The organism is Brevibacillus sp. JNUCC-41, from assembly GCF_014844095.1.
Lineage (GTDB): Bacteria > Bacillota > Bacilli > Bacillales > DSM-1321 > Peribacillus > Peribacillus aracenensis.
The window spans coordinates 1,837,711-1,853,819 of sequence record NZ_CP062163.1; the positions used below are offsets into that span (position 1 = coordinate 1,837,711).

14 protein-coding genes, 2 tRNA genes, 3 rRNA genes and 1 other RNA gene are annotated in these 16,109 nt (G+C 44.8%); 19 read left to right on the forward strand and 1 reads right to left on the reverse strand.

Features of this window, described 5'->3' with window-relative positions; all coding sequences use genetic code 11:
* Positions 1-78: 78 nt before the first annotated feature.
* Positions 79-624, reverse strand: coding sequence for a cysteine hydrolase family protein (locus JNUCC41_RS09065; RefSeq protein WP_192207384.1), 546 nt, complete (start codon positions 622-624; stop codon positions 79-81).
* A gap of 140 nt (positions 625-764) precedes the next feature.
* On the opposite strand from JNUCC41_RS09065, the gene tadA reads away from it, so the two are divergent.
* From tadA to JNUCC41_RS09160, 19 genes are all read left to right on the forward strand, one after another.
* Positions 765-1,271: a tRNA adenosine(34) deaminase TadA gene (tadA, locus tag JNUCC41_RS09070; protein WP_192207385.1), complete on the forward strand. Its 507-nt coding sequence runs from the start codon at positions 765-767 to the stop codon at positions 1,269-1,271.
* Positions 1,272-1,417: 146 nt separating this feature from the next.
* Positions 1,418-1,682, forward strand: an RNA gene (ffs, locus tag JNUCC41_RS09075) — signal recognition particle sRNA large type.
* 182 nt (positions 1,683-1,864) lie between these two features.
* Positions 1,865-3,553: a DNA polymerase III subunit gamma/tau gene (gene dnaX, locus JNUCC41_RS09080; RefSeq protein WP_192207386.1), complete on the forward strand. Its 1,689-nt coding sequence runs from the start codon at positions 1,865-1,867 to the stop codon at positions 3,551-3,553.
* Between the two features lie 21 nt (positions 3,554-3,574).
* Positions 3,575-3,892: a YbaB/EbfC family nucleoid-associated protein gene (locus JNUCC41_RS09085; RefSeq protein ID WP_076373267.1), complete on the forward strand. Its 318-nt coding sequence runs from the start codon at positions 3,575-3,577 to the stop codon at positions 3,890-3,892.
* Between the two features lie 60 nt (positions 3,893-3,952).
* Positions 3,953-4,549 (forward strand): recombination mediator RecR, encoded by a 597-nt coding sequence (gene recR / locus JNUCC41_RS09090; protein WP_034316264.1) that lies wholly within the window; start codon positions 3,953-3,955, stop codon positions 4,547-4,549.
* A 20-nt stretch (positions 4,550-4,569) separates the two neighbouring features.
* Positions 4,570-4,788, forward strand: coding sequence for a YaaL family protein (locus tag JNUCC41_RS09095; RefSeq protein ID WP_063236519.1), 219 nt, complete (start codon positions 4,570-4,572; stop codon positions 4,786-4,788).
* Positions 4,789-4,891: 103 nt separating this feature from the next.
* Positions 4,892-5,161 (forward strand): pro-sigmaK processing inhibitor BofA family protein, encoded by a 270-nt coding sequence (locus tag JNUCC41_RS09100; protein WP_370662507.1) that lies wholly within the window; start codon positions 4,892-4,894, stop codon positions 5,159-5,161.
* 344 nt (positions 5,162-5,505) lie between these two features.
* Positions 5,506-7,056 (forward strand): 16S ribosomal RNA (locus tag JNUCC41_RS09105).
* Positions 7,057-7,171: 115 nt separating this feature from the next.
* Positions 7,172-7,248, forward strand: a tRNA-Ile gene (locus JNUCC41_RS09110).
* Positions 7,249-7,264: 16 nt separating this feature from the next.
* Positions 7,265-7,340: transfer RNA gene (locus JNUCC41_RS09115), tRNA-Ala, on the forward strand.
* Between the two features lie 104 nt (positions 7,341-7,444).
* A 23S ribosomal RNA gene (locus JNUCC41_RS09120) occupies positions 7,445-10,377 on the forward strand.
* A gap of 64 nt (positions 10,378-10,441) precedes the next feature.
* A 5S ribosomal RNA gene (rrf, locus tag JNUCC41_RS09125) occupies positions 10,442-10,557 on the forward strand.
* The 16S, 23S and 5S rRNA genes sit together here with 2 tRNA genes alongside, the layout of an rRNA operon.
* 209 nt (positions 10,558-10,766) lie before the next feature.
* A complete protein-coding gene (locus tag JNUCC41_RS09130) occupies positions 10,767-10,985 on the forward strand; it encodes a sigma factor G inhibitor Gin (RefSeq protein ID WP_141993387.1) in 219 nt (72 codons plus the stop codon).
* A 243-nt stretch (positions 10,986-11,228) separates the two neighbouring features.
* Positions 11,229-12,677 carry an aminotransferase class I/II-fold pyridoxal phosphate-dependent enzyme gene (locus JNUCC41_RS09135; protein ID WP_192207388.1) on the forward strand — a complete coding sequence of 483 codons (1,449 nt, stop codon included), beginning with the start codon at positions 11,229-11,231 and terminating at the stop codon, positions 12,675-12,677.
* Positions 12,678-12,716: 39 nt separating this feature from the next.
* Positions 12,717-13,358: a dTMP kinase gene (tmk, locus tag JNUCC41_RS09140; protein ID WP_192207389.1), complete on the forward strand. Its 642-nt coding sequence runs from the start codon at positions 12,717-12,719 to the stop codon at positions 13,356-13,358.
* 101 nt (positions 13,359-13,459) lie between these two features.
* Entirely contained in the window at positions 13,460-13,789 is a 330-nt protein-coding gene (locus tag JNUCC41_RS09145; RefSeq protein WP_192207390.1) for a cyclic di-AMP receptor DarA, read from the forward strand.
* Between the two features lie 24 nt (positions 13,790-13,813).
* The gene (locus JNUCC41_RS09150; RefSeq protein ID WP_192207391.1) at positions 13,814-14,254 is read left to right on the forward strand and encodes a YaaR family protein; all 441 of its coding nucleotides are present in this window, start codon (positions 13,814-13,816) and stop codon (positions 14,252-14,254) included.
* An 8-nt stretch (positions 14,255-14,262) separates the two neighbouring features.
* Entirely contained in the window at positions 14,263-15,267 is a 1,005-nt protein-coding gene (holB, locus tag JNUCC41_RS09155; RefSeq protein ID WP_370662508.1) for a DNA polymerase III subunit delta', read from the forward strand.
* A 1-nt stretch (position 15,268) separates the two neighbouring features.
* The gene (locus tag JNUCC41_RS09160; RefSeq protein ID WP_061440314.1) at positions 15,269-16,099 is read left to right on the forward strand and encodes a PSP1 domain-containing protein; all 831 of its coding nucleotides are present in this window, start codon (positions 15,269-15,271) and stop codon (positions 16,097-16,099) included.
* The last annotated feature ends 10 nt before the right edge of the window (positions 16,100-16,109 follow it).

Sequence of the window (16,109 nt, forward strand, 5' to 3'; positions counted from 1 at the left end):
TTGTCAGGTTGATAAAGAAAGAGAATGAAAGATTGTTTATTGGAGGTGGTATGAGGTTAGTCCCTTATTCGATTGTGCTTAAAAGTCTTCACCATCTTTTATGGATGCCTTGAGAACATGGTTCATCATCTTTAATGCGTAATGATTATCTTCCTTTGATGCAGAAGCGATGCAATCCTTCGGAATCCATAATTTATATTCCCTCATATAGGCGTCATTGGCCGTGAATAGCACGCAGATGTTGCCAGCTATGCCGGTAATGATCAGTGTTTCCACGTTTAAACGTTTAAGTAGTGTATGGAGTGCCGTCCCATAAAATGCAGAATGTTTGGGCTTGATGAGAAAGAATTCGTCCTGTTGAGGTTTTATCCTTTCGATTAATGAGGCATTTCCTTCATTTTTACATTTATCAATAATTTTATCGAAGTCAGCCTGCCATAAATCATAATGGTCGTTGATATAAATGATTGGAAAACCTTTTTCTTTCATTTGCTTTTTTAATTTCAAAATCGGATCGACGATAAGTTTCGTATGTTCAAGGAGCATATTCCCGTATTTGAAATCAAAATCATTGATCATATCAATGATAAGCAATGCAAAAGAAGGTGATTCAGGTCGATTCATGGTATATCCTCCTATATTGTGAGAATTTACTTGCAGCAATTAGGCCGCATGCGTTACTATTCATTAGAACAAGTAGTATGACCTTTATTTTTGTCTTATATTTGTCTGTTTACTCCTACTTTATATGAGGGGGTTTTTTTATGAAGGATGATGTTTATTACATGAATTTAGCTTTAAAGGAAGCAGAAAAGGCGCAGATGTTGAAAGAAGTGCCGATTGGCGCTTTAATCGTAATAGATGATCAAGTTATTTCGACAGGGCATAACCTGAGGGAAACGGAACAGAATGCGACGGCACATGCGGAGCTGCTTGCGATCAATGAGGCTTGCAAGGAACTTGGCAGTTGGCGCCTTGAAGATGCGACATTATATGTGACGCTGGAACCCTGTCCCATGTGTGCTGGGGCCATCTTGCAATCTAGGGTGAAAAGGGTTGTTTTTGGAGCGCATGATCCAAAGGCTGGCTGTGCGGGGACATTCATGGATCTACTTCAAGATGAACGTTTTAACCATCAATGTGATGTAACAAGCGGTGTATTAGGCGAAGAGTGCGGCTGGATATTGACTTCTTTTTTTAAAGAGCTTAGGGATAGAAAGAAAACTTTGAAAAGAGAGCAAGCACTCAAGATTGCCGAAGAAAATAAATAGGGAAAAACGAATGTTGAAAAAAAAGGTTTGCTTCGTTTGATAAATTTGGAATCAAACTGTTCATGAACAACACTTGCGTTTTTTTTGTTACCTTAGTATAATGAATTATGCGTCGTCATGACGCTGTGAAATTGGTATTACTTTTGCCGTGCTAGACGGGGAGGTAGCGGTGCCCTGTACTCGCAATCCGCTCTAGCGAGGTTGAATCCCTTCTCGAGGTTAGCATTCTGTAGGGCCTGCCTTAAGTAAGTGGTGTTGACGCCCGGGTCCTGCGCAATGGGACTCCATGAACCATGTCAGGTCCGGAAGGAAGCAGCATTAAGTGGAAGTTCTCATGTGCCGCAGGGTTGCCTGGGTCGAGCTAACTGCTTAAGTAACGCTTATGGTTGCTAATCGACAGAAGGTGCACGGCAGTTAATTTACATAAACAAAAAACTCATTCGTATCGGGTGGGTTTTTTTTTATGCCAAGAAGGTAAAGTGCTTGGTACTCTTGAAAAAATGAGGCAATGATGAAATTTCTTTTTAGACTTTGAAATTAAGGAAATCAGTAATGTATAATAAACAAGATGGAGAAAAGAAGGAGGGATTTCCGTGGGGTATCAAGCATTATACCGGGTGTGGCGGCCACAACAATTCATTGATGTAGTCGGGCAGGAACATGTAACGAAAACGTTGCAGAATGCCTTGGTCGGGCAGAAAGTTTCGCATGCCTATTTATTTTCCGGTCCACGTGGAACAGGGAAAACAAGTGCTGCCAAAATTCTAGCAAAAGCAGTGAATTGTGAGCATGCCCCGATAAGTGAGCCCTGTAACGAATGTGCTACCTGCCGCGGAATCACCGATGGTTCCATATCAGATGTTATAGAAATTGATGCAGCATCCAATAATGGTGTCGAGGAAATCCGTGACATTCGTGATAAGGTTAAATATGCTCCTAACGCGGTTACATATAAAGTTTATATCATCGATGAGGTACATATGCTTTCACAAGGGGCTTTCAATGCGCTTTTAAAGACATTGGAAGAACCTCCGAAGCACGTGATTTTTATATTGGCGACGACTGAACCTCATAAGATTCCACTAACGATCATTTCCCGTTGCCAAAGGTTTGATTTTAAAAGGATCCAGCCTCAAGATATAGTTGGCAGGATGTCACAAATCATTGAAGAAACAGGTGTTTCATGTGATGAACAAGCCCTGCATATCATTGCGAGGGCAGCCGAAGGCGGGATGCGAGATGCACTAAGCCTTCTTGATCAAGCGATATCCTTCAGCTCGGAGACGGTTACTGTGGAAGATGCATTGACTGTCACCGGCTCTGTGTCACAGGCATTTTTAAGCCGGCTGGCAAAAGCCATATATGATAAAGAAGTAGCGGTGGCACTTGAAGTCCTTGAAGAATTGTTGGCCATGGGAAAAGACCCGGCTAGGTTCATAGAAGACATGATTTATTATTTCCGTGACATGCTTTTGTATCAAACGGCACCGGCACTGGCAGAATCCTTCGAGCGTGTTTTAATAGATCCCCAATTTAAGGAATTGGCAGAAGTCATCTCTTCTGAATCGATTTACTCCATTATTGAAAGCTTCAATCAAACACAGCAGGATATGAAATGGACAAATCATCCAAGGATTTTCCTTGAAGTGGCACTTGTGAAGTTATGTAATGAGCAAAGGCCAAATCAAAGTGATAACGGGCAGCTTCAACAGCTGCTGCAGAAGATAGAAGATTTAGAGAAGAAATTACTTGAAATGCAGAAAAACGGAATCCCGGCAGCCATGACGGAAAAACCTGCAGAGCAGGCTAAGGCGCAAAGGGCCGTTAAAAAAGCGTATAAAGCACCTGCAGGAAAGATCAATCAAGTTTTGAAACAAGCTACGAAGCCAGATCTTAATGCTGTAAAAAGTAAGTGGGGGGAATTGCTTGAACAGTTAGGTCAGCAAAACCAAAAATCATTGGCAGCTTTATTAACGGAGGCAGAACCTGTTGCTGCGTCTACTGAAGCTTTTGTGGTAAAATTCAAATATGATATTCATTGTCAAATGGCAATGGAAAATAACCGTTTCGTGGAAGTGATAGCCTCGATCATGCAGCAATTGACCGGACACCGAATGGAGATAGCTGGAGTTCCGGAGAGCCAGTGGCAAAGGTTGCGGGAGGATTTCATATCGACACAGCAGTTCGACGGTCCAGAAGAAACGGAATCAAAAGAAGAAGACCCCTTTATAGCAGAGGCTAGAAAATTAGTCGGCGATGATTTACTTGAAATTAAAGAATAATTGGAGGTAAGAAGAATGGGTATGCGCGGCGGTAATATGCAGAACATGATGAAACAAATGCAAAAGATGCAAAAGAAGATGGCAGAGGCACAGGAAGAATTAGGTGAAAAAAAGGTTGAAGGAACCGCTGGCGGCGGAATGGTGACGGTCATCGTGACTGGACATAAAGAAATAGTCGATGTAGTCATCAAACCGGAAGTGGTCGATCCGGATGATATCGATATGCTTCAGGATTTAGTCCTGGCTGCGACTAACGATGCTTTGAAAAAGGCGGAAGAACTGACAAACCAAACGATGGGACAATTCACTAAGGGAATGAACCTTCCGGGTATGTTTTAAGCAAGTTCAAAAGAAACTTCCATTCAGGGGGTTTCTTTTGAAATTTTTAGGAGGAATTCGATGCATTATCCAGAACCAATTTCCAAGCTCATTGACAGTTTTATGAAATTGCCGGGGATTGGTCCTAAAACGGCTGCTCGATTAGCCTTTCATGTATTAAGCATGAAGGAAGATACTGTTTTGGATTTTGCAAAAGCACTTGTTAATGCTAAGCGGAATCTTATGTATTGCTCAGTCTGTGGTCATATTACAGATCAAGATCCCTGTTATATCTGCGAAGATCAAAAGAGGGACAGAAGTTTGATTTGTGTGGTTCAGGACCCTAAAGATGTAATAGCTATGGAAAAGATGAGAGAGTTCAATGGTTTATACCATGTACTGCATGGCAGTATTTCCCCGATGGACGGAATCGGTCCAGAAGATATAAATATTCCTGATTTATTAAAGCGCCTGCAAGATGAAACGGTGCTGGAGGTAATTTTGGCTACTAATCCTAACATTGAAGGTGAAGCGACAGCCATGTATATTTCGCGGTTGCTTAGACCATCAGGCATCAAAGTGACCCGAATTGCCCACGGACTTCCTGTTGGCGGAGATTTGGAGTATGCGGATGAAGTGACGCTATCAAAAGCAATAGAAGGAAGAAGAGAAATATAAGATAGCTGGGAGGACTTCACTTGTTCTTTCGTAAAAAAAAGAAACTTCGGAATGAATTCAATGATTCATTAATCGAAGAGCTTGAACATTTGAAATGGAATTGGCATAATCAAAAATCATTACTCGAAAAAAGCGTTGATCCATCTGAGGAAGTAATCGCCCAAACGAGACTGGCGGAAGTGAAATATTTCTACTTATTCAGGGAAGTTAAAAGAAGGAATGTCCGCTTAAAAAGATGATAAGGAAATGGCTGTGAAGGATTGCTGATCCTCATGGCCATTTTTTTCGGTTCTTAATCCATCGATTTCTTCATATAAGTGTAGTACAAGCTTGCGGGGAGGAATGAGTTTGGAACCAGTTGTCTTTGTTGCCGTAATTGGCGGCCTGATTGTAATGCTCCTCATTATCGGGGCGCCATTAAGGCCTGTCCGGTTTATAGGGCAGGGGATTATAAAGGTCATTATCGGTGCAGCATTTTTGTTCTTTTTGAATACACTTGGGAATCAAGCTGGCATTCATGTACCCATCAACCCTGTTACCTCGGCAGTCGCCGGCCTGCTTGGGATACCGGGAGTTGCCGCTTTGGCGGCCATTGGTTATTGGATCATTTAAAGGATATTGCGTCGAAGTCATTCTGATGAAAACCCCAAGGGATATCTCCTTGGGGTTTTCATCATGCTATAGTTTTTTTTAAAAAAACAAATTAAACCATTGACGATAACTCTTTAACCTGATAATATATTAGGAGTCGCCAATAACGACATCATCAATTGCTCAATCGAAAAACAATTTGAAATAATTGTTGACATTAGATTGGGTGAGTGATAAGATTATAAAGTCGCTTACGAAGTAACGACAATAAAATCGCTCTTTGAAAACTGAACAAAACAAAGCGCCAACGTTAAATTTTAAGTGAGCACACACTATTAAAAAAGCAAATGAGCAAGTCAAACATTTCTTCGGAGAGTTTGATCCTGGCTCAGGACGAACGCTGGCGGCGTGCCTAATACATGCAAGTCGAGCGAATCGACGGGAGCTTGCTCCCTGAGATTAGCGGCGGACGGGTGAGTAACACGTGGGCAACCTGCCTATAAGACTGGGATAACTTCGGGAAACCGGAGCTAATACCGGATACGTTCTTTTCTCGCATGAGAGAAGATGGAAAGACGGTTTACGCTGTCACTTATAGATGGGCCCGCGGCGCATTAGCTAGTTGGTGAGGTAATGGCTCACCAAGGCGACGATGCGTAGCCGACCTGAGAGGGTGATCGGCCACACTGGGACTGAGACACGGCCCAGACTCCTACGGGAGGCAGCAGTAGGGAATCTTCCGCAATGGACGAAAGTCTGACGGAGCAACGCCGCGTGAACGAAGAAGGCCTTCGGGTCGTAAAGTTCTGTTGTTAGGGAAGAACAAGTACCAGAGTAACTGCTGGTACCTTGACGGTACCTAACCAGAAAGCCACGGCTAACTACGTGCCAGCAGCCGCGGTAATACGTAGGTGGCAAGCGTTGTCCGGAATTATTGGGCGTAAAGCGCGCGCAGGTGGTTCCTTAAGTCTGATGTGAAAGCCCACGGCTCAACCGTGGAGGGTCATTGGAAACTGGGGAACTTGAGTGCAGAAGAGGAAAGTGGAATTCCAAGTGTAGCGGTGAAATGCGTAGAGATTTGGAGGAACACCAGTGGCGAAGGCGACTTTCTGGTCTGTAACTGACACTGAGGCGCGAAAGCGTGGGGAGCAAACAGGATTAGATACCCTGGTAGTCCACGCCGTAAACGATGAGTGCTAAGTGTTAGAGGGTTTCCGCCCTTTAGTGCTGCAGCTAACGCATTAAGCACTCCGCCTGGGGAGTACGGCCGCAAGGCTGAAACTCAAAGGAATTGACGGGGGCCCGCACAAGCGGTGGAGCATGTGGTTTAATTCGAAGCAACGCGAAGAACCTTACCAGGTCTTGACATCCTCTGACAACCCTAGAGATAGGGCTTTCCCCTTCGGGGGACAGAGTGACAGGTGGTGCATGGTTGTCGTCAGCTCGTGTCGTGAGATGTTGGGTTAAGTCCCGCAACGAGCGCAACCCTTGATCTTAGTTGCCAGCATTCAGTTGGGCACTCTAAGGTGACTGCCGGTGACAAACCGGAGGAAGGTGGGGATGACGTCAAATCATCATGCCCCTTATGACCTGGGCTACACACGTGCTACAATGGATGGTACAAAGGGCTGCAAACCTGCGAAGGTAAGCGAATCCCATAAAGCCATTCTCAGTTCGGATTGCAGGCTGCAACTCGCCTGCATGAAGCCGGAATCGCTAGTAATCGCGGATCAGCATGCCGCGGTGAATACGTTCCCGGGCCTTGTACACACCGCCCGTCACACCACGAGAGTTTGTAACACCCGAAGTCGGTGAGGTAACCTTTATGGAGCCAGCCGCCTAAGGTGGGACAGATGATTGGGGTGAAGTCGTAACAAGGTAGCCGTATCGGAAGGTGCGGCTGGATCACCTCCTTTCTAAGGATAATTACGAGGCGCTTTTGTTTTGTTCAGTTTTGAATGAGTGATTCATTCAATTAAATAGCAATCCCGCGATAAGCTTGGGAAGCAGAAGCTTATTATTTATGTGAATGGGCCTATAGCTCAGCTGGTTAGAGCGCACGCCTGATAAGCGTGAGGTCGATGGTTCGAGTCCATTTAGGCCCACCATTCCATTTTCCCAAACGGGGCCTTAGCTCAGCTGGGAGAGCGCCTGCCTTGCACGCAGGAGGTCAGCGGTTCGATCCCGCTAGGCTCCACCAATGAAACAATCACGTTGTGATTGGGACAGCTTGTTCCTTGAAAACTAGATAATAGATAGAAGGCAATTGATTTTTTTCAAAGCATCTGTAAGATCTTTTTTAACGGTTAAGTTAGAAAGGGCGCACGGTGGATGCCTTGGCACTAGGAGCCGATGAAGGACGGGACTAACACCGATATGCTTCGGGGAGCTGTAAGTAAGCTTTGATCCGGAGATTTCCGAATGGGGAAACCCACTGTTCGTAATGGAACAGTATCTTTACCTGAATACATAGGGTACTGAAGGCAGACCCGGGGAACTGAAACATCTAAGTACCCGGAGGAAGAGAAAGCAAACGCGATTTCCTGAGTAGCGGCGAGCGAAACGGAATTAGCCCAAACCAAGAGGCTTGCCTCTTGGGGTTGTAGGACACTCAACATGGAGTTACAAAGGAACGGGGTAAATGAAGCGACCTGGAAAGGTCCGTCGAAGAAGGTAAAAACCCTGTAGTTGAAACTTCGTTCCCTCCTGAGTGGATCCTGAGTACGGCGGGACACGAGAAATCCCGTCGGAAGCAGGGAGGACCATCTCCCAAGGCTAAATACTCCCTAGTGACCGATAGTGAACCAGTACCGTGAGGGAAAGGTGAAAAGCACCCCGGAAGGGGAGTGAAATAGATCCTGAAACCGTGTGCCTACAAGTAGTCAAAGCCCGTTAATGGGTAATGGCGTGCCTTTTGTAGAATGAACCGGCGAGTTACGATTTCATGCGAGGTTAAGTTGATAAGACGGAGCCGCAGCGAAAGCGAGTCTGAATAGGGCGAATGAGTATGAGGTCGTAGACCCGAAACCAGGTGATCTACCCATGTCCAGGGTGAAGTTCAGGTAACACTGAATGGAGGCCCGAACCCACGCACGTTGAAAAGTGCGGGGATGAGGTGTGGGTAGCGGAGAAATTCCAATCGAACCTGGAGATAGCTGGTTCTCTCCGAAATAGCTTTAGGGCTAGCCTCAAGATGAGAGTATTGGAGGTAGAGCACTGATTGGACTAGGGGCCCCCAACGGGTTACCGAATTCAGTCAAACTCCGAATGCCAAATACTTATTCTTGGGAGTCAGACTGCGAGTGATAAGATCCGTAGTCGAAAGGGAAACAGCCCAGACCACCAGCTAAGGTCCCAAAGTATACGTTAAGTGGAAAAGGATGTGGAGTTGCTTAGACAACCAGGATGTTGGCTTAGAAGCAGCCACCATTTAAAGAGTGCGTAATAGCTCACTGGTCGAGTGACTCCGCGCCGAAAATGTACCGGGGCTAAACGTATCACCGAAGCTGTGGATTGACACCATTGGGTGTCAGTGGTAGGAGAGCGTTCTAAGGGCGTTGAAGTCAGACCGGAAGGACTGGTGGAGCGCTTAGAAGTGAGAATGCCGGTATGAGTAGCGAAAGAAGGGTGAGAATCCCTTCCACCGAATGCCTAAGGTTTCCTGAGGAAGGCTCGTCCGCTCAGGGTTAGTCGGGACCTAAGCCGAGGCCGAAAGGCGTAGGCGATGGACAACAGGTTGATATTCCTGTACCACCTATACATCGTTTGAACGATGGGGGGACGCAGAAGGATAGGGTAAGCGCGCTGTTGGATATGCGCGTCCAAGCAGTTAGGCCGGAAACGAGGCAAATCCCGTTTCCATTAAGGCGGAGCTGTGATGGCGAGGGAAATATAGTACCGAAGTTCCTGATTCCACGCTGCCAAGAAAAGCCTCTAGTGAGATGTAAGGTGCCCGTACCGCAAACCGACACAGGTAGGCGAGGAGAGAATCCTAAGGTGTGCGAGAGAACTCTCGTTAAGGAACTCGGCAAAATGACCCCGTAACTTCGGGAGAAGGGGTGCTTTTTAGGGTGAATAGCCCAGAAAAGCCGCAGTGAATAGGCCCAGGCGACTGTTTAGCAAAAACACAGGTCTCTGCGAAGCCGCAAGGCGAAGTATAGGGGCTGACACCTGCCCGGTGCTGGAAGGTTAAGGGGAGAGGTTAGCGCAAGCGAAGCTTTGAACCGAAGCCCCAGTAAACGGCGGCCGTAACTATAACGGTCCTAAGGTAGCGAAATTCCTTGTCGGGTAAGTTCCGACCCGCACGAAAGGTGTAACGATCTGGGCACTGTCTCAACGAGAGACTCGGTGAAATTATAGTACCTGTGAAGATGCAGGTTACCCGCGACAGGACGGAAAGACCCCGTGGAGCTTTACTGCAGCCTGATATTGAATTTTGGTACAGCTTGTACAGGATAGGTAGGAGCCTGAGAAGCCGGAGCGCTAGCTTCGGTGGAGGCGTTGGTGGGATACTACCCTGGCTGTATTGAAATTCTAACCCGCGCCCCTTATCGGGGTGGGAGACAGTGTCAGGTGGGCAGTTTGACTGGGGCGGTCGCCTCCTAAAGAGTAACGGAGGCGCCCAAAGGTTCCCTCAGAATGGTTGGAAATCATTCGTAGAGTGTAAAGGCACAAGGGAGCTTGACTGCGAGACCTACAAGTCGAGCAGGGACGAAAGTCGGGCTTAGTGATCCGGTGGTTCCGCATGGAAGGGCCATCGCTCAACGGATAAAAGCTACCCCGGGGATAACAGGCTTATCTCCCCCAAGAGTCCACATCGACGGGGAGGTTTGGCACCTCGATGTCGGCTCATCGCATCCTGGGGCTGTAGTCGGTCCCAAGGGTTGGGCTGTTCGCCCATTAAAGCGGTACGCGAGCTGGGTTCAGAACGTCGTGAGACAGTTCGGTCCCTATCCGTCGCGGGCGCAGGAAATTTGAGAGGAGCTGTCCTTAGTACGAGAGGACCGGGATGGACGCACCGCTGGTGTACCAGTTGTCTTGCCAAAGGCATAGCTGGGTAGCTACGTGCGGACGGGATAAGTGCTGAAAGCATCTAAGCATGAAGCCCCCCTCAAGATGAGATTTCCCATGGCGCAAGCTAGTAAGATCCCTGAAAGATGATCAGGTTGATAGGTCAGAGGTGGAAGCGTGGCGACATGTGGAGCTGACTGATACTAATAGATCGAGGACTTAACCAACGCTTTTAAAAAAATGAAATACCTTCTTATTATCTAGTTTTGAAGGAACAACGTTCCTTTTATGTTTGGTGGCGATAGCGAAGAGGTCACACCCGTTCCCATTCCGAACACGGCAGTTAAGCTCTTCAGCGCCGATGGTAGTTGGGGGTTTCCCCCTGTGAGAGTAGGACGCCGCCAAGCCATTTAAAAAGATCAGCCATCTGGCTGGTCTTTTTTTGCATAATGCAAAGAAAAATCATTGGATATAAAGGGATTATCAATTAAGGAAACTTTTATAAAGACATACACGTATTGAAATTCTTCATCATACATTGTTAAAAGCATCCCCGGTTCTCTTAAACTATTTAAATTAATGTATGCGAACAATGGTTTTTGGGGAGAATGCAGGTATGGAGGTGGAGATGTTGGGGACAACAACAACCAAAACAACGGCAGGGGAAACGTGCGCGGTTTGTGAACAAATAAAAGGGATGGGTATACATCTATATACGACTTTTATTTGTGAGGAATGTGAAAGGGATATGATCAGGACGGATACGAATGATCCCAAGTACCAATATTACTTAAAGCAATTAAGAAAAATCACTAATCCTGAAATATTATCATGAAAAAATAGTATGTGGAAAGTTAAAGAGTCAGAGAAAAAAGAAATGATGTGTTTCTTTAATCTCTGATTCTTTTTTTGGTACTTTAGAAGAATGCTTGGCAAGATGCTCCCATGTTACTGTTTGTTTCCTCCAAACAGACATGTTCGGAAACGTATAATTGCCTTTCAGTCGACGCAATATGAGATAAAATTGAACTTATTTGATAAAATGAAAAAATACTATGATATATGAGGGAAAAGAAAAATGAATCAATCACAGACACCGTTGTTCGATGCAATGAGTGCTTTTCATAAAAAAAGGCCAATATCCCTGCATGTCCCAGGGCATAAAAATGGGTGGGTGTTTAATAAAAAGGGCCAAGCCTTATACAATCTCATTCTTGGTATTGACGCCACGGAGATAAGCGGTTTAGATGACCTGCATGCTCCAGAGGGCGCCATTTTACAGTCCGAGCAACTACTCTCTGACCTATATGGGGTAAAGCGGAGTTATTTTTTGGTTAATGGGTCCACCGTAGGCAACATTGCCATGATTCTTGCTACCTGCCGGGAAGGTGATAAGGTCCTTGTCCAAAGAAACTGCCATAAATCGATTTTACATGGGTTGATGTTAGCGAATGTACAACCAATCTTTTTACAACCAGCTTATTATGAGAAATGGGGCATTGCTGGCGGTGTGGGATCAACATTAATTGCAGAAGCCTTGAGTGTACATCCAGATGTAAAAGCCATCATTGTTACCTATCCTAATTATTATGGTCTTGGTGAAGACTTGACGGAAATGGTAAGACTCGCACATCAAAAGGGGATTCCTGTGCTGGTGGATGAGGCACATGGCGCTCATTTTCAGTTGGGAAGCCCATTTCCTAAGCCGGCAATTTTGGCAGGGGCAGATGTCGTTGTCCATTCAGCGCATAAAACACTGCCGGCTATGACGATGGGGTCATTTCTTCATGTTAATTCACCCTTAGTTGATGTCGATCAAGTATCATTTTATTTACAAATGCTTCAGTCGAGCAGTCCATCTTACCCAATTATGGGATCGCTCGACTTGGCCAGGGCCTACTTAGCTGCTTTTACATCAGAAGATAAAATATCCCTTATTGAAAAGATATCAGACTTCAGAGGGGAATTAGGTGCCTTGCAAACAGTAAAGGTGCTGGAGGCGCCACAAGGCACCTTGGCAGACCCGTTGAAAGTGGTCATTCAATCAACAAATGGTTTAAGCGGGTTTGAATTACAGCAGCTATGTGAAGCCAAAGGCATTTTTACGGAATTGGCTGATCCTCATAATTTATTAATGATTTTACCCTTATTAAAAATGGGTACCGAATTTCCTTTTCATGAAATCGTTCAAACTATAAAAAGAGCCACTGAAGACAGAACTGGAAACAAGGAACCAGATCTTGGGGTCCCATGGACTGATGGAAGGTCAATGACAGGACTTGAAATGCCATACTCCGTCATGAAGCATAGTAAATCAAAGCCTGTCACATTACGGGAAGCAGTGGGTGAGGTATCTGCCGAGATGGTCATTCCCTATCCGCCAGGCATCCCTTTAATTATGTCCGGGGAAATGATTACTCCTGAGCATATATACAATCTGAGGAGACTGCGAGAACTGGGATCAAGGTTTCATGGCGGTTCCTCCCTTTCAAACGGAGAATTGATCGTTTATGAAAGCAGGCATTAAAATGATATACTACAAACAAAGAACCTTGGAGGTACATCGATGAAACGTGGTATTTTTATAACAATGGAAGGGCCTGAGGGTGCTGGGAAAACAACAATTACCCAAATGCTTGGCAAGGCCCTGCAACAAGAAGGCTATCAAGTCCTATTAACGCGTGAGCCAGGGGGTGTTCCCATTTCGGAGCAAATTAGGGAAGTGATCCTTAATAAAGATAATACAGCCATGGACTCGAGGACAGAGGCTTTATTATACGCAGCAGCAAGGCGTCAGCATTTAGTGGAAGTGGTCATTCCTGAGTTGGAACGAGGGGGAATTGTCCTCTGTGACCGATTCATAGATAGCTCGTTAGCCTATCAGGGTCATGCTAGGGGTTTGGAAATAGAAGAAGTTTATAATATCAATAAATTCGCAATTGGAGATATGATGCCAGATGCCACGTTCTTTTTTGATATAAACCCGGAAGAGGGATTGAGACGTATCCAGTCCAATGGGGAACGGGAAGTGAACCGTCTGGATCTTGAAGCCCTCGACTTCCATAAAAAAGTTTGTGAGGGGTATCAGTTCATTATAAATAGATGGAAAGACCGTTTCATTATCGTGGATGCAGGCCGGACAATAGATGAGGTTTTTGAGGAAACGAAAGCCAATTTGCTGAAATTTTTAGCGAAAGCAGGAAACTAAATATACAGGTTTCCATATTATTCAACCAATACTATTCCAGACAAGGACTAGTTGCTATAATGGAGTTAGTAAAAATTCAGAGTAACCGGAGGATGATGAGAATGAAAATGATCATTGCTGTCGTTCAAGACAAGGATAGTCATCGCCTGCTGAATGAATTAGTGGAAAATAATCTCGGAACGACCAAGCTAGCCAGCACTGGCGGGTTTTTAAAATCAGGCAATACGACTTTTATGATTGGCACAGAGGATGAACGTGTTGACAAAGCCATCCAGATCATCAAACAGAATTGTCAGTCACGATCCCAGTTAGTATCACCGGTTTCACCGATGGGCGGGAATGCCGAGTCCTATGTACCTTACCCAGTGGAGATTCAAGTAGGCGGTGCGACCATTTTTGTTCTGCCAGTTGAAAACTTTTTACAATTTTAACGGTTAGTTTCAGGGAGGTTCATTATGAAAATCAACTATGATATCCCTATAAAGCTGGATAAATCGCGTCAGGATGCCAAACAGTTTCAAACCGGAAATGGCAGATTTCAACAAATGGTCCAGACACAGGATCAAAAGATGCAAATCCAAACATTAAACCGTTTGTTAGGCGATATTGAAGGGGCGGGTCAGCGTTTAGTTAGGTCACGCACTTTTAGGGAATTGGCAAAATATAAAGCATTGGTGAAACGGTTTGTTAAAGAAGCGGTTGAATATGGATTGGAACTGAAGCAATCCACGAGCTGGAATGAATATGGACAGAGTAGGCCGTTGAAAACCGTGGAAACGATAGATGTAAGATTAGTTGAGTTAAGTGAGGAAATTCTTAATAAAGAGAAAAGCTCGCTTGAAATTTTGGAAATGATAGGCGAAATTAAGGGTCTTCTGATTAATTTATATACTTAAGTGAGTTGATGGTTTTGGATAAAACATGGCGGGACATGAGTCAAATTCAGCCGCAGGTAATGACGATGCTGCAAAATAGCATAACGAAGAAAAGGGTGGCCCATGCGTATTTATTTGAAGGGGAAAAAGGGACAGGTAAGCAAGAGATAAGCAATGCCTTTGCCAAAAGCTTACTATGTGAAGCCCCGACAGCAGGTTATGAGCCATGCGAACTTTGTCGGAATTGCAAACGGATTTCAAGTGGGAATCATCCTGATGTCCATTTAATAGAAAGAGACGGTCTCTCAATAAAGAAAGAACAAATCAAGGGGCTTCAGGAAGAATTTTCGAAAAAAAGCGTAGAGGCGGATCGGAAGGTTTATATGATTGCCGATGCCGACAAAATGTCGGTGGGGGCAGCCAACAGTCTATTGAAATTTTTAGAAGAACCTTCAGCTGATACTGTAGCAATATTGATGACCGAACAGCTTCAGAGGATTCTGCCGACTATATTATCAAGATGCCAAGTGATTTCGTTCAAGCCATTATCTCCTGAGAATGTGAAACGGAAGCTGATGGAACAGGATGTAGAACCACAGCTGGCTTCGGTTATTGCACACATAACACAGAATGTGGAAGCTGGAATCGGGCTTAGTCATGATGAATGGTTTGTACAAGCTCAAAAAATAGTGGTAAAATTATATGAAGTGTTAAAACTTAATTCCTTGAAGGCATTGCTGTACCTTCAGACGGATTGGTTCACACACTTTAAAGAAAGAGAACAGGTTGACAGAGGTCTTGATTTGTTACTTCTTATATATAAGGATTTATTATACATTCAGTTGGACAAAAAGGACTTCGTTGTGTTCCAAAATAAACTGAAGGAATTTGAAACTCACGCTCTTCATCTTTCCCCAAGACGCCTTGCTGAACATATGGGTTGCATTTTGGAAGCAAAAAGGAAGCTGATGTCCAACACGAATCCACAGCTGTTGATGGAACAGCTTGTGCTGAATTTGCAGGAGGGATCATGATTTGTATGATGTTGTAGGTGTCCGTTTTAAAAAGGCGGGCAAAATATACTACTTCGATCCGGGTGAATTCGCAATTCCTAAGGACGATTTTGTAATAGTGGAGACTGTCCGCGGTGTTGAATTCGGTAAAGTCGTTACAGCCCGAAAACAAGTAGATGAAAACGATGTTGTCCTGCCATTGAAAAAAGTACTTCGGGTCGCTGATGCAAAAGATAAGCTGATTGTAGACGAGAACAAGGCGGCTGCAGAAGAGGCTTACTCTATATGTTGTCAAAAGGTTGTGGAGCATAAGCTGGATATGAAGCTGGTTGATGTGTCATATACTTTCGACAGAAATAAAGTCGTGTTTTATTTTACAGCGGATGGTCGCGTGGATTTCCGTGATTTAGTCAAAGATTTAGCTGCCATATTCAGAACTCGCATAGAACTGCGCCAAATTGGGGTAAGGGATGAGGCAAAGATGCTTGGTGGCATCGGGCCTTGTGGCAGAATGCTTTGCTGTTCCACATTTCTTGGAGATTTTGAACCGGTTTCCATCAAAATGGCGAAGGATCAGAATTTATCATTAAACCCTACAAAAATCTCAGGTTTATGCGGTCGATTGATGTGCTGTCTGAAATATGAAAATGATGAGTATGAAAGTGCGAAGGAAATGCTTCCTGATTTAGGTGAAATGATTAATACGCCTGGTGGCAAAGGCAAGGTAGTGGGGCTTAATATTCTAGAACGCGTACTTCAGATTGAACTAATCGAGCAAGAAAGAGTATTAGAGTATACTCTAGATGAGATTCTAAAAGAGGGAGCCGTTTCTATTCAAGCCACAGATTATTAAGGTGGTGGGA

Excerpts from the sequence above, each read along its gene's own strand:
- JNUCC41_RS09065 (WP_192207384.1), bottom strand. The coding sequence starts at position 624 with ATGAATCGACCTGAATCACCTTCTTTTGCATTGCTTATCATTGATATG.
- tadA (WP_192207385.1), top strand. The coding sequence starts at position 765 with ATGAAGGATGATGTTTATTACATGAATTTAGCTTTAAAGGAAGCAGAA.
- JNUCC41_RS09085 (WP_076373267.1), top strand. The coding sequence starts at position 3,575 with ATGCGCGGCGGTAATATGCAGAACATGATGAAACAAATGCAAAAGATG.
- recR (WP_034316264.1), top strand. The coding sequence starts at position 3,953 with ATGCATTATCCAGAACCAATTTCCAAGCTCATTGACAGTTTTATGAAA.
- JNUCC41_RS09100 (WP_370662507.1), top strand. The coding sequence starts at position 4,892 with ATGAGTTTGGAACCAGTTGTCTTTGTTGCCGTAATTGGCGGCCTGATT.
- JNUCC41_RS09130 (WP_141993387.1), top strand. The coding sequence starts at position 10,767 with ATGGAGGTGGAGATGTTGGGGACAACAACAACCAAAACAACGGCAGGG.
- JNUCC41_RS09135 (WP_192207388.1), top strand. The coding sequence starts at position 11,229 with ATGAATCAATCACAGACACCGTTGTTCGATGCAATGAGTGCTTTTCAT.
- tmk (WP_192207389.1), top strand. The coding sequence starts at position 12,717 with ATGAAACGTGGTATTTTTATAACAATGGAAGGGCCTGAGGGTGCTGGG.
- JNUCC41_RS09145 (WP_192207390.1), top strand. The coding sequence starts at position 13,460 with ATGAAAATGATCATTGCTGTCGTTCAAGACAAGGATAGTCATCGCCTG.
- JNUCC41_RS09150 (WP_192207391.1), top strand. The coding sequence starts at position 13,814 with ATGAAAATCAACTATGATATCCCTATAAAGCTGGATAAATCGCGTCAG.
- holB (WP_370662508.1), top strand. The coding sequence starts at position 14,263 with ATGGTTTTGGATAAAACATGGCGGGACATGAGTCAAATTCAGCCGCAG.